This window comes from Fructobacillus evanidus (assembly GCF_963580165.1).
In the GTDB taxonomy this organism is placed as follows: domain Bacteria; phylum Bacillota; class Bacilli; order Lactobacillales; family Lactobacillaceae; genus Fructobacillus; species Fructobacillus evanidus.
Genome location: NZ_CAUZLM010000005.1, coordinates 178,000 through 191,272 on the forward strand (window position 1 = coordinate 178,000; position 13,273 = coordinate 191,272).

Sequence of the window (13,273 nt, forward strand, 5' to 3'; positions counted from 1 at the left end):
TGTATAATAGGTTGAAATAGAGGAAAAAAGGGATTCATGAATGTCCAAAAAAACCATTGCAATCGTCGGAGCAGGATTATCTGGCGTTTACATTGCTAAGCGGTTAGCCCGCAAACTTCGCAGAACTGACCACCAGATTCTGCTTTTTAATGATGACAGCGACGCAATGACCTTACAAAGCGTCTTACCACAGCTCGCCGTCAATACTGTTCCCGTCGAAAGCGCTCGGTACGATCTTTACCAACTTTTTAAAGGCGACAAAAACGTCACCTTTATTAACCAGCGGGTTGACGACATCAACTTTAACCATCGCCTGTTGATGACTAAGAAAAATGATTACCACTATGACTATCTGATCTTAACAACCGGTAGTATTGGTTCTGCCTTTGGTATTCCAGGTGTTGTCGAGCACGCCATATTGTTTAACTCATTTGATGGGGCATTGGCGGTTCGAGCTGATTTAGAGGAATTTTTGGAACAGCAAAAAACCAATCCTGAAAAAAGCCTCAACATTACAGTGGTTGGCGGTGGCCCAAGTGGGGTTGAGTTAATGGCCGAATTAGCCAGCTTTAAAAACCATCACCAAATTGATCCAACACGAATTACATTAACCCTGGTTAATGCCAGTCAAGTTCTCCTCCCTGCCTTAACGGAACCTGAGTTAAGTCAAAAAGCGAAAGACTTTTTGACCAAACGTGGTGTTGAGGTCTTAAATGATACGCGAGTATTGGGGATGACCAAGCACCGCCTGACCTTGCTGGACGGACAGCAACTATTAACCGACAAGGTCTATTGGGCAACTGGTTTACAAGTTGAGCCAATGGCTAATCGTTGGGGAATTGCCATCAATGACCATGGACAACTAACTGTCGATAAGCACTTCCGTGTCCTGACAGAAGAAGGTATACCGCTATCAAACGTCTTTGCGGCCGGTAACATTGCTGCCTTCACCCAAAATAATCAGGAGGGACTGCCACAATTAGCGCTGGCAGCCGAATACGCGGGTAATATCATTATCAATAGACTGATTTACCAATTAGGATTAGCTAAGGACCATGGCAAAAGCGCCAAGGAGCAAAAGAATCCTGGCTATTTTGTTTCCCTTGGTAAAAACTACGGTCTTTCAAATGCCTATGGTCGCAATGGTTCTGCGGGACTTTTTGCTCGCTGGGCGAAGCATGCCATTAACCTATCCTTTTTCGCTGGAATTGGGTCTGCTTATGGCTTCTTCCGTTACTTCCGTTACGGGCGTCCTAAGCATTAATTAACTTCATGACAAACAAAAAAGCTCGAAACCAATTAAGGTTTCGAGCTTTTTGCTTATCGAGAAATTAGTCAACTAACTCCAAGATAACCATTTGTGCAGCGTCGCCACGACGTTGAACAGTCTTTAAGATGCGAGTGTAACCACCATTACGTTCTGCAAAACGTGGTGACACTTCTTCAAACAACTTTTGCAAAGCAGTTTGTACGCGAATGTTGTCGCCATCTTCCTTGACATCAGCAACTTCGTTACGCACGAACTTAGCAGCCTTACGACGGGCAGCCAAATCAGCATGCTTACCAAGCGTGATCATCTTGTCAGCTGTCTTGCGAACTTCCTTGGCACGGGCTTCAGTAGTTTGAATCCGACCATTGATCAACAAGTCAGTAGTCAAGTCACGCAACATTGCCTTACGTTGTGATGAAGTACGGCCTAGCTTACGGTATGACATCGGTTAATCCTCCTTTTTCTAAACTTTTGATGAATATTAATCTTCTTGACGGAAGCCTAAGCCCATTTCGGTCAACTTCTCTTGAATTTCGTCTAATGACTTACGTCCTAAGTTACGGACCTTCATCATGTCGGCTTCTGAGCGATCAGTCAACTCTTCAATCGTGTTGATTCCTGCTCGCTTCAAGCAGTTGTATGAACGAACGGACAAGTCCAAGTCTTCGATTGGAGCGGCATCAGCTGCAGTACTTGTAGCCTTTTCCGTTTCAACCATGACTTTAGTCTCTTGGGCAACAGGGGAAATATCCGTGAACAAGTTCAAGTGTTCTGTTAGAATCTTTGAACCAAGACTCAAAGCATCACTTGGCTTGATTGAACCATTAGTCCAAACTTCCATGGTCAGCTTATCGTAATCGTCGCGAGAACCAACACGCTTGTTTTCAACGTGGTAGTTAACTCGTTCGATTGGTGTATAAATCGAATCAACCGTTAAAACACCGATTGGCATTTCATCACGTAATTGCTTGTTTTCTTCAGCTGAAGAATAACCCCGACCCTTTACAGCCGTAACGGTCATGTGTAATGACTTTCCAGCTGCCAAAGTTGCAATATGCAAATCTGGGTTCAAGACTTCAATGTCAGCTGATCCTGTCAAATCAGCTGCAGTAACGTCCTTTGGTCCTTGAACATCAATTTCCAAAGCGTGCTCTTCAGCTGAGTCCGTAGCGAAAACAACTTTTTTCAAGTTCAAAATCAACTGGGTCACGTCTTCTACGACACCATCAACGGTTGAGAATTCGTGGACCACACCGTCGATTTGGACTGTGTTGACCGCTACGCCAGGAAGCGATGATAGCAAGACACGACGAAGGGAGTTACCCAAAGTCGTACCATAGCCACGCTCCAGAGGTTCCACGATGAACTTACCGTAGTTGGCATCCTCTTCGATGTTATGAATATCTGGCTTTTCAAATTCAATCATCTGTTAACTCTAACCCCCTCTTTCAAAGCAAGCGCAATGAAATTAATTAAACACGACGACGCTTTGGTGGGCGTGATCCGTTATGGGGAACTGGGGTAACATCCTTGATTGACGTTACTTCAAGACCAGCTGCGGCCAATGCACGAATTGCTGATTCACGACCGGAACCAGGGCCCTTAACCGTAACAGCAACAGTGCGCATGTTAACTTCCAATGCGGACTTAGCAGCTGCTTCCGCTGCTTGTTGAGCAGCGAATGGTGTTGACTTACGTGATCCCTTGAATCCAAGGGCACCAGCTGATGACCAGGCAACAGCGTTACCTTGGGCATCGGTAATCATGACGATAGTGTTATTGAAAGTTGCGTGGATATGTGCCACACCAGATTCAATGTTCTTTTTCACACGACGCTTGCGTGTAGTACGAACTGCCATAATTTTTGCCTCCTTTTCAAATTCTTTATAATTTCTCGGGTTAGTGATGACTAACCAACATTACACAACTGTGGTTGTGATAATCATTTCTCACAAAAGTGAGGCTCTTTTAGAAAAGGACAGCAGTCTTGCGACAATATGCCGTTTTCTTGTTAAAGAGATTGGTAAAAAGTGTTTTACTTCTTCTTACCAGCAATTGCCGTAGCTGGGCCTTTGCGAGTACGGGCGTTGTTCTTCGTGTGTTGTCCACGAACGGGCAATCCCTTACGGTGACGAATACCACGGTATGAGGCGATTTCTTGCAATCCCTTGATATCAAGTGATACCTTACGACGCAAGTCACCTTCCAACTGCAAGTTCAAAGCAGCGATAGCTTCACGGATTTGATCTTCTTGATCAACCGTCAAGTCGCGAACTCGAACGTCTTCAGAAACCTTAGCAGTAGCCAAGATCTTTTGGGCAGTTGTATTACCGATTCCGTAGATGTATGTTAAACCAATGACAATTCGCTTGTCACGTGGCAAATCGATACCTTCAATACGAGCCATAACAATTTACCTCCTTTTAATATTTTGAAAGAACTTCTAAGTTCATTTTCAAGCGTTTTTTATCTTTGTAAGTAAAAATTACTTACCTGCGCGTTGCTTGTGCTTAGGGTTAGCTGGGCAAATAATCATTGTCCGGCCGTTACGCTTAATCACACGGCAAGATTCGCACATTTTTTTAACTGATGGACGTACCTTCATAATCTATTCCTCCTATTCGGTTAACTGATTATAGACCGCCCCGCTGATTTTTAGCGGAAACGGTAAGTAATACGACCCTTTGTCAAGTCGTATGGTGACATTTCAACCGTGACACGGTCACCTGGCAAGATCCGAATATAATTCTTACGAATCTTCCCGGAAACGTGTGCTAAGATGACCGCACCATTTTCAAGTTCGACTTGAAACATTGCATTTGGCATCGTTTCTTTCACTTTGCCTTCAATTTCAATGACATCGTTGGCCACGCAGATTACCTCCTATGTAACCATCATTCAACATAATCGATAAGGCGGTCAACCTTATTGATTATACCAGGGTTCCCCTGAATTATCAAGAAAAGCCTTTTAGTCCAAGGCATCCAAAACCGATTTTACATCAGCGTAAATTCGATCTAATTCACCATTACCATCGATAGTGTGCAAGACACCATGATTTTCATAGTAATCAACCAAAGGCAAGTTGGCCTTCTTGTTGACTTCCAAACGGTGCGCGATAACATCCTTGGTGTCATCGGCCCGTCCCCGGTTCATTAACCGGTCAACCAAAACTTGGTCAGGAACTTCAAAATACAAGGTAGCCGAAACCTTGTCGTTCTTTTCGGCTAAGAATTGGTCCAAGAACTTGGCCTGTTCTTCATTACGTGGGTAGCCGTCAAGCATAAAGCCGTTTTCAACTACGTCAGGTTGTGATAGCCGATCAGCGACCATCGCATTCGTAATTTCATCAGGAACTAAGTTACCAGCATCCATGAAGGCTTTTGCTTTTTGTCCAAGCTCAGTTTCTTCTTTCATGTTGGCCCGGAAGATATCACCAGTACTAATGTGAACCATTGGGTAGTCAGCAATAATCTTCTCAGCTTGGGTTCCCTTACCTGCACCAGGTAGACCCAATAAAATTAGGTTTTTCGTCATGATTGAACTCCTTTTAAACCAGCTTAACGGATGAAGCCTACGTAGTTCTTCTTTTGCAAGAGACCATCGATTTGACGAATCAAATCAAGGGTAACCCCGATGGCAATCAGCAAAGAAGTTCCACCCAAGCCAATCTTTTCATTAAGTCCCCATACATCAGATGCAATCAATGGTACCAAGGCTACAAAGCCAAGGTACAAAGCCCCAACAAACGACAAGCGTAAGAGCAACTTTGTGACGAACTTTTGCGTTTCGACACCAGGACGGACATCAACAATGTAAGCCCCCTGCTTTTGCAAGTTTTCGGCCAACTTTTCAGGGTTGACCTGTACAAAGGCGTAGAAGTAAGTAAAGAGAATAATCAGAACGGTGTAGAAAATCGCTCCGGTTGTTGTTTGCATGGAGAAAATCTGTTGTAAGACTTTAAACCAGCCAACGTTACTATACTTACTCTGGAAGGCGAAGAGAATTGTCTGTGGTGTTGAAATCAATGACGAAGCAAAGATCACAGGAATCACCCCAGAAACGTTTAACTTCAAAGGTAGGTAAGCTTCAGCCCCGTAGGAAGAAGCTGACCGTGTATATTGGATTTGCAAACGACGACTTGCTTCATAGAACCAAGTCGTAATTCCGACAACCAAGATGATTGCCGTTAGCAAAACCGCCATGAAAATCCAGCCGGTAACCTTGTCGTTGCCACTAGCTTGCAGAACATTTTCCTTGAAAATTTCCCACAAACCAGAAGGCATTTGAGAAATAATTCCAGAGAAGATAATCATGGAAACACCGTTTCCAAGACCCTTTTCGGTAATCATTTCTCCCAACCACATGGCAAAGAAAGTTCCAATTGTCATGACCGACCCAATCAGTAGGAAGGAGGTCACGTTATTGGTCTGCTTCACCAAACCATAGGCGGCTAAGGAGTTGAATCCAGCGGTAATTCCCACTGATTGCAAAAAGGCAAAGATAATGGTCAAGTACCGGGTAGCTTGGTTCAGCTTCCGGCGACCAACTTCGCCTTGTTTACTCCATTCAACAAAACGTGGCACGATATCTAACTGCAGCAACTGCACAACAATCTGTGCAGTAACATAAGGCGAGACCCCCATCGCAAAAAGCGAGAAGTTCAGTAAGCCTCCACCCGAGAAAATATTTAAAATATTCAATAAGCCCGAACCAGAAACTGAATTCAAGGCAGCAGGATTAACACCTGGAACAGTGATATGAGTCCCAATGCGGTAAACAAAGAGAATCAAAATCGTCCAAAGCATCTTCTTACGAATATCTTTTTGTCGGATTGCATTAAATAGCGTGCGCCACATTTTAGATCACCTCGGTTGTACCACCAGCTTGTTCGATGGCCTTAACTGCAGCAGCAGAGAACTTGTGGGCCTTAATCGTCAACTTCTTTTCCAATTGACCATTACCCAAGACCTTGATTCCGTCTTTTTGGTTCTTTACTACACCGTTTTCAATCAACAAAGCAGGTGTTACTTCAGTGCCGTTATCGAAGTTGTTCAACTTGTCCAAGTTAACAACTGCGAATTCCTTGCGTGAGATGTTTGTAAATCCACGCTTTGGAATACGACGGTACAAAGGCATTTGTCCACCTTCGAACCCAAGACGTGTCTTACCACGGGCCTTTTGTCCCTTTTGGCCTCGACCAGCAGTCTTACCGTTTCCAGATGAAGTACCACGACCAACACGGTTACGTGTCTGGCGTGAACCCAAAGCAGGTTGCAATTCGTTCAAATTCATCGTTTGGTCCCTCCTTTTTCTAAAATTTTTTTATTTTACTTCTTCAACAGCAACCAAGTGAGCAATATGGAAAATTGCGCCACGAGTAGCTGCGTTATCAGGCTTCACCACTGAGCTTGACACACGGTTAAGTCCAAGTGACTTAACAATGGCACGTTGCTTAGGCAAGCGATGAGCCGCACTCTTAATCAAAGTGATTTTCAAATCAGCCATGTTATCGCTCCTTATTCAGCCAAGTGTTCCAGTGAAACACCACGTAACTTTGCCACTTGTTCAGCATCCTTCAAGTTGTTCAATGCATCGAAAGTTGCACGAACAACGTTGACAGGAGTTGATGAACCCAATGACTTAGCAGTCACATCGTTGATACCAGCCAATTCCATTACGGAACGAGTAGCACCACCGGCGGCAACCCCAGCACCTTCCTTAGCAGGCTTAACCAGGATCTTACCACCAGCCCATTCACCAAGAACTTCGTGAGGAATAGTAGTACCAACTGTTGGTACAGTGATCAAGTTACGCTTTGCGTCTTCAACGGCCTTACGGATAGCTTCTGGCACTTCTTGTGCCTTACCAGTTCCAAAACCAACGTGACCTTGCTTGTCACCAACGACAACCAAAGCACCGAAGCGCAAACGACGTCCACCCTTAACAACCTTGGTAACACGGTTAATTGCAACAACGTTTTCTTCTAATTCGCCTAATTCCTTAGGGTTTACGAATTCAACCATTTGTATTATTCCTCCTTTCCTTAGAACTTCAAACCGTTTTCACGAGCAGCGTCGGCCAAAGCCTTCACACGTCCGTGATAAACATAACCACCACGATCGAAGACAACTTCTTCGATGTTAGCAGCCTTAGCATTCTTAGCGATCATCTCGCCAACCTTAACGGCTTGTTCAACCTTTGTACCGGTAACATCGGCACTTTGTGATGAGGCACTTGCTAGCGTTACACCCGCTACGTCATCAATTAATTGAGCGTAGATGTTGACATTAGAACGGAAAACGTTCAAACGTGGGCGAGCAGCAGTACCAGAGATCTTGCCGCGGACACGCTTGTGGCGTTGTACGCGAAGCTTATTCTTATCTGGTTTCGTAATCATAGCTGTGCTTTCCTTTTCTTTAAGTGGTTAAACCACTTTCAAATAATCTTTGTTTATTAAATGTAAAACGAGTTAAGAAGCTAAAAGCTTACTTACCAGTCTTACCTTCCTTACGACGGACAACTTCGCCTTCGTAACGAATTCCCTTACCCTTATATGGTTCGGGTGGGCGAATTGCGCGGATTTCCGCAGCAAAATCACCAACTGCTTGCTTTGAGATTCCAGCAATCTTGATAGTCAAGGCATCAGGAACTTCAACAGTCAAACCTTCGCGGTCTTCAAAGTCAACTGGGTGTGAATACCCAACTGACAAAGTCAACTTTGAACCAGACTTTGCGGCACGGTAACCAACACCGACCATCTTCAAAGTCTTTGAGAAGCCGTTAGTAACGCCTTCAACCATGTTTGAGAAGTTTGCAGTAGTTGTACCGTGCAATGCACGGTGCTTCTTATCTTCAGCTGCACGAGTAAATGATACTTCAGTACCATCCATGTGCATCGTGATTTCAGGGTTGATTGTGTAGTTCAATTCACCCTTAGGTCCCTTAACAGTCACAAATTGACCATCTTGCTTAACTTCAACGCCAGCAGGGATCGTAACGATTTTGTTTCCAATACGGCTCATGGTAAGTCTCCTTTCTTAGATATATTACCAAACGTAAGCCAGCACTTCGCCACCGACTTGCTTAGCACGTGCTACCTTATCAGTTACAACACCGTTTGATGTTGAAACAATGGCGATACCAAGGCCATTCAAGACCTTTGGCATTTCTTCAGCCTTAGCATACTTACGCAAACCAGGCTTTGAAACACGCTTAATACCAGTGATGACACGCTCTTGATCTTCTCCGTACTTCAAAAATACGCGGATAACACCTTGCTTGTTGTCTTCCAAGTATTCTACATCACGGATGAAACCTTCTTGCTTCAAGATCTCGGCAATGCTCTTCTTCATTTTTGATGCTGGAATTTCAACGGAAGCGTGACGCGCCATGTTGGCGTTACGGATTCGAGTCAAAAAATCAGCGATTGGATCAGTCATAGACATCTATCGATATCCTCCTTTTATATTTTGAACGTCATCAAGAATTTGACACGCTCTTAAGTGTTCAAGACACTTGTCACAAACACTTAAAAACGCGCCACCCAAATGAGTGACCGCATTTTTAAATTACTTACTTGGCGAAAGGCATGCCCAAGCCAGAAAGCAATTCGAAACCTTCTTCGTCGTTTGCAGCAGTCGTTACAATAACGATGTCCAAACCACGAACACGGTTAACCTTGTCAAAGTCGATTTCAGGGAAAATCAACTGTTCACGGATTCCCAAAGTGTAATTTCCGCGACCATCAAAGGCCTTACCAGAAACACCGTGGAAGTCACGAACTCGAGGCAAAGAGATGTTAATCAACTTGTCCAAGAATTCAAACATACGTTCTCCACGCAAAGTAACCTTTGTACCGATAGCCATTCCTTCACGAAGACGGAATCCGGCGATTGACTTCTTTGCACGAGTGATAACTGGTTGTTGTCCAGCAATCAACTTCAATTCTTCAACCGCTTCATCGAGGTTCTTTGAGTTTGAAACCGCATCACCAACACCCATATTCAAAACGATCTTTTCGATCTTTGGGGCTTGCATTGGTGAAGTAAAGTTAAACTTCTTGATCAAAGCAGGTTGAACTTCATTAACATATTTTACTTTTAATTCATTTGCCATGATAATGATTTCTACCTTTCAAAATAGATTATAGCTTTTTTTAGCCTAGCACATTGCCAGACTTCTTAGCAAAACGTACTTTCTTGCCATCTTCAAACTTGAAGCCAACCTTGGTTGGTTCGTTAGTTGATGGGTCAATCAATTGTACGTTTGATGCGTGGATAGGTGCTTCGATAACGATAACACCACCCTGTGGGTATTCGTTAGAAGGCTTTTGATGCTTCTTAACGAGGTTTACGCCTTCGACAACGACACGGTTCTTGGCAGCAACAGTCTTAGTGATTGTTCCTTCCTTACCCTTGTCCTTACCAGCAATGACGCGAACCTTATCACCTGTTTTTACAAACATGATTGGCTCCTCCTAGTAGTATTAAAGCACTTCTGGTGCCAATGAAACGATTCGCGTAAAGTTGTTGTCACGCAATTCACGTGCGACAGGGCCAAAAATACGCGTTCCAACTGGTGACTTGTCATCCTTAACGATAACAGCAGCGTTTTCATCGAAGTTGATGTATGAACCGTCAGTCCGACGTACGTCAGCTACAGTTCGTACGATGACAGCCTTAACGACGTCACCCTTCTTAACGTTACCACCAGGGATAGCTTGCTTGACAGTAGCAACAATCATGTCACCAATACCAGCAACCTTACGGCCAGAACCACCGAGCACTTTAATCGTCAAGATTTCACGTGCGCCAGAGTTATCAGCCACTTTCAAACGACTCTCTTGTTGAATCATGGTTCATCCTCCTTGTTAGCAATAGTTTACGACGATTGGATTAAAGTCCGATTAGAGGATAACTGCCTCTTCAACAACCTTTACCAAACGGAAGTGCTTCGTTGCAGACAAAGGACGAGTTTCCATGATTTCAACGATATCGTTCATCTTAGCGATGTTCTTTTCATCATGGGCCTTGAACTTCTTAGTATAGCGAACTCGCTTACCATAAACTGGGTGGTTGACATAAGTATCAACGGCAACAGTGATAGTCTTGTCCATCTTGTCAGATACGACACGACCACGGTAAGTCTTACGAGCGTTACGTTCTTCACTCATTTTTCAGCTTCTTCCTTTCGTCTTATTTGTTGGCTTCTGCCAATTGTTGTGCACGAATGACAGTCTTCACACGTGCGATGTCCTTACGAACTTTTGAAATACGGGCCGTGTTTTCTAATTGACCAGTAGCCAATTGAAAACGAAGGTTGAACAATTCTTCCTTGAATTCGGCTTCGCGCTTTTGCAAATCCGCAAGTGACAAAGCTTTTAATTCATTTGCTTTCGTCATTATTCAGCCTCCCGAGCAATAATCTTTGTACGTACAGGCAACTTATGTTGTGCAAGACGCAATGCTTCCAAGGCAACAGGCTTAGCCACGCCACCAACTTCAAACATTACCTTACCACGCTTAACTGGGGCAACCCATCCTTCGGGAGCACCCTTACCGTTACCCATTCGAACACCAACACCCTTAGATGTATATGACTTGTGAGGGAAGATCTTAATCCAAACCTTACCACCACGCTTCATATAACGGGTCATTGCAATACGGGCAGCTTCGATTTGACGGTTGGTAATCCAGCTTGAAGTTGTTGCTTGCAAGCCATAATCACCAAAAGCCACCGTCTTTCCACCCTTAGCTTCGCCACGCATGTGACCACGGTGTACACGACGGAATTTAACACGCTTTGGTACTAACATGTCTGCTTCCCTCCTTACTTGTTCTTCTTCTTTGGCAACACATCACCACGGTAGATCCAAGTCTTGATACCCAAGTTTCCGTAAGCAGTAGCTGCTTCGTCCCATGAGTAGTCAATGTCTGCACGAAGTGTGTGGAGTGGAACAGTTCCTTCAGTATACTGTTCGATACGTGACATATCTGCCCCGTTCAAACGACCTGAAACAACAATCTTGATTCCCTTAGCACCGGCACGGCGGGCACGTTGGATAGCACCACGCATTGCACGACGGAAAGCGATACGACGTTCCAAATCACCTGCAACTTGCAAGCCCACCAAGTGAGCTGACAAATCAGGCTTCTTAATTTCAACGATGTTGATGAAGACACGCTTGTGGCGTCCACGTTCGTCAACATTCGTCAACTTAGCTAATTGAGTCCGCAACTTTTCAACTTCGGAACCACCCTTACCAATAACCATTCCTGGCTTGGCAGTGTGCAAAGTCAAATCGATACGTGACTTAGTTGAGCGTTCGATTTCTACGCGATCAACTGAAGCGTCCGTCAAGTTCTCTTCGATGTACTTACGAATACGCAAGTCTTCAAGAAGTTGGTTAGAAAAGTCTGCCTTGTCAGCAAACCACTTCGCATCCCAGTCACGGATGACACCGACACGGAAGCCAGTTGGGTTAATCTTTTGACCCATTACTTTTCCTCCTTCTCAGCAACCACAATTGTGATGTGGCTTGTGCGCTTGTTAATTGCAGAAGCAGAACCCTTGGCACGAGGACGGAAACGCTTAAGCGTTGGTCCTTCGTTGGCAAATGCTTCCTTAACGATCAAATCTTCACGGTCAAGTGAAAAGTTGTTTTCAGCGTTAGCAACTGCTGAGTTCAAAACCTTATAAATATCTTCAGTAGAAGTATTAGGCAGGAACTTCAAAATTGCGAATGCTTCGTTGACATTCTTCCGACGAATCGTGTCAAGAACTAAGCGCGCCTTACGAGGGGCAACGCGAACGATCTTGGCGGTCGCCCGAGCTGATGTTACTTGTTCAGCCATTTTTCATTTCCTCCTTACTTAGTCTTCTTATCGTCGTTCTTGTGACCCTTGAACGTACGAGTTGGCACAAATTCACCTAACTTGTGACCAACCATGTCGTCTTGGACATAAACTGGAACGTGCTTGCGGCCATCATAGACTGCAATTGTAAATCCGATAAAACTTGGGAAAATTGTTGAGCGACGTGACCATGTCTTGATCACTGACTTCTTTTCTTGGTCCGCTTGGGCCTCAATCTTCTTAAGCAAGTGTGGGTCCGCAAATGGTCCCTTTTTCAAACTACGAGCCATTAGTTATCTCCTTCCCTTACTTACTCTTCCGACCGCGAACGATGAACTTTGTTGAGTTCTTCTTCTTATCGCGAGTCTTCTTACCAGCAGTCTTCTTACCCCATGGAGAAAGTGGACTTGGACGACCAACAGGGGCCTTTCCTTCACCACCACCGTGTGGGTGATCGTTAGGGTTCATTACAGAACCACGAACGTGAGGACGCTTTCCACGCCAACGGTTACGTCCGGCCTTTCCCCAGTTGATCAATGAATGTTCTGAGTTACCAACTTCACCGATAGTGGCGCGGTTAGTGCTCAAAACCAAACGTACTTCACCTGAAGTCAAACGAACGATAGTGTACTTACCATCACGTCCCAAGATTTGAGCAGAAGCTCCAGCGGAACGTGCCAATTGGCCACCCTTACCGTTCTTCAATTCGATGTTGTGAATCAAAGTACCTTCAGGAATAGCACTCAATGGCAAGGCATTACCGACCTTAATGTCGGCATCAGGACCAGATTGAACCTTATCGCCAACCTTAAGTCCCTTAGGCGCCAAGATGTAGGCCTTGATACCGTCTTCATAAACGAGCAAGGCGATGTTAGCCGTACGGTTTGGATCGTATTCGATTGCCTTAACCGTTGCGAACTTGTCGTCCTTTGTACGCTTAAAGTCAATAATACGGTAGGCTTGCTTGTGTCCACCAGCCTTATGGCGAACTGTCATGCGACCTTGTGCGTTACGCGCACCGGTCTTTGACTTCTTTGCCAACAAACTCTTTTCGGGCGTTGACTTCGTGATTTCTGCAAAATCAGAAGTCGTCATGTTACGACGTCCGTTAGAGGTTGGCTTGTATTTCTTGATAGCCAATGTCTTA

General features: G+C 44.6%; 25 protein-coding genes. 1 reads left to right on the top strand and 24 read right to left on the bottom strand.

Features of this window, described 5'->3' with window-relative positions:
* The first annotated feature begins 40 nt into the window (after nucleotides 1–40).
* Nucleotides 41–1,264, top strand: coding sequence for an NAD(P)/FAD-dependent oxidoreductase (locus AABI08_RS05480; protein ID WP_338343911.1), 1,224 nt, complete (start codon nucleotides 41–43; stop codon nucleotides 1,262–1,264).
* Between the two features lie 67 nt (nucleotides 1,265–1,331).
* Here the strand turns inward: AABI08_RS05480 and rplQ are convergent, their stop codons facing one another.
* From rplQ to rplB, 24 genes are all read right to left on the bottom strand, one after another.
* Complete coding sequence (gene rplQ, locus AABI08_RS05485; RefSeq protein ID WP_252774359.1) at nucleotides 1,332–1,715, bottom strand: 50S ribosomal protein L17; 384 nt, start codon at nucleotides 1,713–1,715, stop codon at nucleotides 1,332–1,334.
* Nucleotides 1,716–1,751: 36 nt separating this feature from the next.
* The gene (locus AABI08_RS05490; RefSeq protein ID WP_047975004.1) at nucleotides 1,752–2,696 is read right to left on the bottom strand and encodes a DNA-directed RNA polymerase subunit alpha; all 945 of its coding nucleotides are present in this window, start codon (nucleotides 2,694–2,696) and stop codon (nucleotides 1,752–1,754) included.
* A 46-nt stretch (nucleotides 2,697–2,742) separates the two neighbouring features.
* On the bottom strand, nucleotides 2,743–3,129 hold the full coding sequence (gene rpsK / locus AABI08_RS05495) for a 30S ribosomal protein S11 (protein ID WP_047975005.1): 387 nt from the start codon (nucleotides 3,127–3,129) through the stop codon (nucleotides 2,743–2,745).
* Nucleotides 3,130–3,305: 176 nt separating this feature from the next.
* Nucleotides 3,306–3,677 (bottom strand): 30S ribosomal protein S13, encoded by a 372-nt coding sequence (rpsM, locus tag AABI08_RS05500; RefSeq protein ID WP_047975006.1) that lies wholly within the window; start codon nucleotides 3,675–3,677, stop codon nucleotides 3,306–3,308.
* Nucleotides 3,678–3,755: 78 nt separating this feature from the next.
* Nucleotides 3,756–3,875 (bottom strand): 50S ribosomal protein L36, encoded by a 120-nt coding sequence (rpmJ, locus tag AABI08_RS05505; protein WP_074717856.1) that lies wholly within the window; start codon nucleotides 3,873–3,875, stop codon nucleotides 3,756–3,758.
* A 50-nt stretch (nucleotides 3,876–3,925) separates the two neighbouring features.
* Entirely contained in the window at nucleotides 3,926–4,141 is a 216-nt protein-coding gene (gene infA, locus AABI08_RS05510; protein WP_010691205.1) for a translation initiation factor IF-1, read from the bottom strand.
* Between the two features lie 99 nt (nucleotides 4,142–4,240).
* Nucleotides 4,241–4,807 (bottom strand): adenylate kinase, encoded by a 567-nt coding sequence (locus AABI08_RS05515; RefSeq protein ID WP_059393917.1) that lies wholly within the window; start codon nucleotides 4,805–4,807, stop codon nucleotides 4,241–4,243.
* Between the two features lie 23 nt (nucleotides 4,808–4,830).
* Entirely contained in the window at nucleotides 4,831–6,129 is a 1,299-nt protein-coding gene (gene secY, locus AABI08_RS05520) for a preprotein translocase subunit SecY (protein WP_338343910.1), read from the bottom strand.
* A 1-nt stretch (nucleotide 6,130) separates the two neighbouring features.
* A complete protein-coding gene (gene rplO, locus AABI08_RS05525) occupies nucleotides 6,131–6,565 on the bottom strand; it encodes a 50S ribosomal protein L15 (protein WP_047975009.1) in 435 nt (144 codons plus the stop codon).
* 30 nt (nucleotides 6,566–6,595) lie between these two features.
* On the bottom strand, nucleotides 6,596–6,778 hold the full coding sequence (gene rpmD, locus AABI08_RS05530) for a 50S ribosomal protein L30 (RefSeq protein ID WP_047975010.1): 183 nt from the start codon (nucleotides 6,776–6,778) through the stop codon (nucleotides 6,596–6,598).
* Between the two features lie 11 nt (nucleotides 6,779–6,789).
* Nucleotides 6,790–7,296: a 30S ribosomal protein S5 gene (gene rpsE, locus AABI08_RS05535; protein ID WP_047975011.1), complete on the bottom strand. Its 507-nt coding sequence runs from the start codon at nucleotides 7,294–7,296 to the stop codon at nucleotides 6,790–6,792.
* Between the two features lie 20 nt (nucleotides 7,297–7,316).
* The gene (rplR, locus tag AABI08_RS05540) at nucleotides 7,317–7,670 is read right to left on the bottom strand and encodes a 50S ribosomal protein L18 (RefSeq protein WP_047975012.1); all 354 of its coding nucleotides are present in this window, start codon (nucleotides 7,668–7,670) and stop codon (nucleotides 7,317–7,319) included.
* 88 nt (nucleotides 7,671–7,758) lie between these two features.
* Nucleotides 7,759–8,295: a 50S ribosomal protein L6 gene (rplF, locus tag AABI08_RS05545; protein ID WP_338343909.1), complete on the bottom strand. Its 537-nt coding sequence runs from the start codon at nucleotides 8,293–8,295 to the stop codon at nucleotides 7,759–7,761.
* Between the two features lie 24 nt (nucleotides 8,296–8,319).
* Nucleotides 8,320–8,718, bottom strand: a complete 399-nt coding sequence (gene rpsH, locus AABI08_RS05550) for a 30S ribosomal protein S8 (RefSeq protein ID WP_047975014.1) — start codon at nucleotides 8,716–8,718, stop codon at nucleotides 8,320–8,322.
* Between the two features lie 127 nt (nucleotides 8,719–8,845).
* Nucleotides 8,846–9,388 (bottom strand): 50S ribosomal protein L5, encoded by a 543-nt coding sequence (gene rplE / locus AABI08_RS05555; RefSeq protein WP_338343908.1) that lies wholly within the window; start codon nucleotides 9,386–9,388, stop codon nucleotides 8,846–8,848.
* A 40-nt stretch (nucleotides 9,389–9,428) separates the two neighbouring features.
* Entirely contained in the window at nucleotides 9,429–9,737 is a 309-nt protein-coding gene (rplX, locus tag AABI08_RS05560) for a 50S ribosomal protein L24 (RefSeq protein ID WP_338343907.1), read from the bottom strand.
* A 21-nt stretch (nucleotides 9,738–9,758) separates the two neighbouring features.
* On the bottom strand, nucleotides 9,759–10,127 hold the full coding sequence (rplN, locus tag AABI08_RS05565; RefSeq protein WP_338343906.1) for a 50S ribosomal protein L14: 369 nt from the start codon (nucleotides 10,125–10,127) through the stop codon (nucleotides 9,759–9,761).
* A gap of 51 nt (nucleotides 10,128–10,178) precedes the next feature.
* A complete protein-coding gene (gene rpsQ, locus AABI08_RS05570; protein WP_059393922.1) occupies nucleotides 10,179–10,445 on the bottom strand; it encodes a 30S ribosomal protein S17 in 267 nt (88 codons plus the stop codon).
* Between the two features lie 22 nt (nucleotides 10,446–10,467).
* Nucleotides 10,468–10,674 (bottom strand): 50S ribosomal protein L29, encoded by a 207-nt coding sequence (gene rpmC, locus AABI08_RS05575; protein WP_047975019.1) that lies wholly within the window; start codon nucleotides 10,672–10,674, stop codon nucleotides 10,468–10,470.
* Nucleotides 10,674–11,087, bottom strand: coding sequence for a 50S ribosomal protein L16 (rplP, locus tag AABI08_RS05580; RefSeq protein ID WP_047975020.1), 414 nt, complete (start codon nucleotides 11,085–11,087; stop codon nucleotides 10,674–10,676). The genes rpmC and rplP overlap by 1 nt, the downstream gene beginning before the upstream one ends.
* Nucleotides 11,088–11,101: 14 nt before the next feature.
* Complete coding sequence (gene rpsC, locus AABI08_RS05585; protein WP_047975021.1) at nucleotides 11,102–11,770, bottom strand: 30S ribosomal protein S3; 669 nt, start codon at nucleotides 11,768–11,770, stop codon at nucleotides 11,102–11,104.
* Entirely contained in the window at nucleotides 11,770–12,126 is a 357-nt protein-coding gene (gene rplV / locus AABI08_RS05590; RefSeq protein WP_010691186.1) for a 50S ribosomal protein L22, read from the bottom strand. The genes rpsC and rplV overlap by 1 nt, the downstream gene beginning before the upstream one ends.
* A 14-nt stretch (nucleotides 12,127–12,140) precedes the next feature.
* Nucleotides 12,141–12,416 carry a 30S ribosomal protein S19 gene (rpsS, locus tag AABI08_RS05595; protein WP_047975022.1) on the bottom strand — a complete coding sequence of 92 codons (276 nt, stop codon included), beginning with the start codon at nucleotides 12,414–12,416 and terminating at the stop codon, nucleotides 12,141–12,143.
* Between the two features lie 16 nt (nucleotides 12,417–12,432).
* Complete coding sequence (gene rplB, locus AABI08_RS05600) at nucleotides 12,433–13,266, bottom strand: 50S ribosomal protein L2 (protein WP_047975023.1); 834 nt, start codon at nucleotides 13,264–13,266, stop codon at nucleotides 12,433–12,435.
* Nucleotides 13,267–13,273 lie beyond the last annotated feature (7 nt).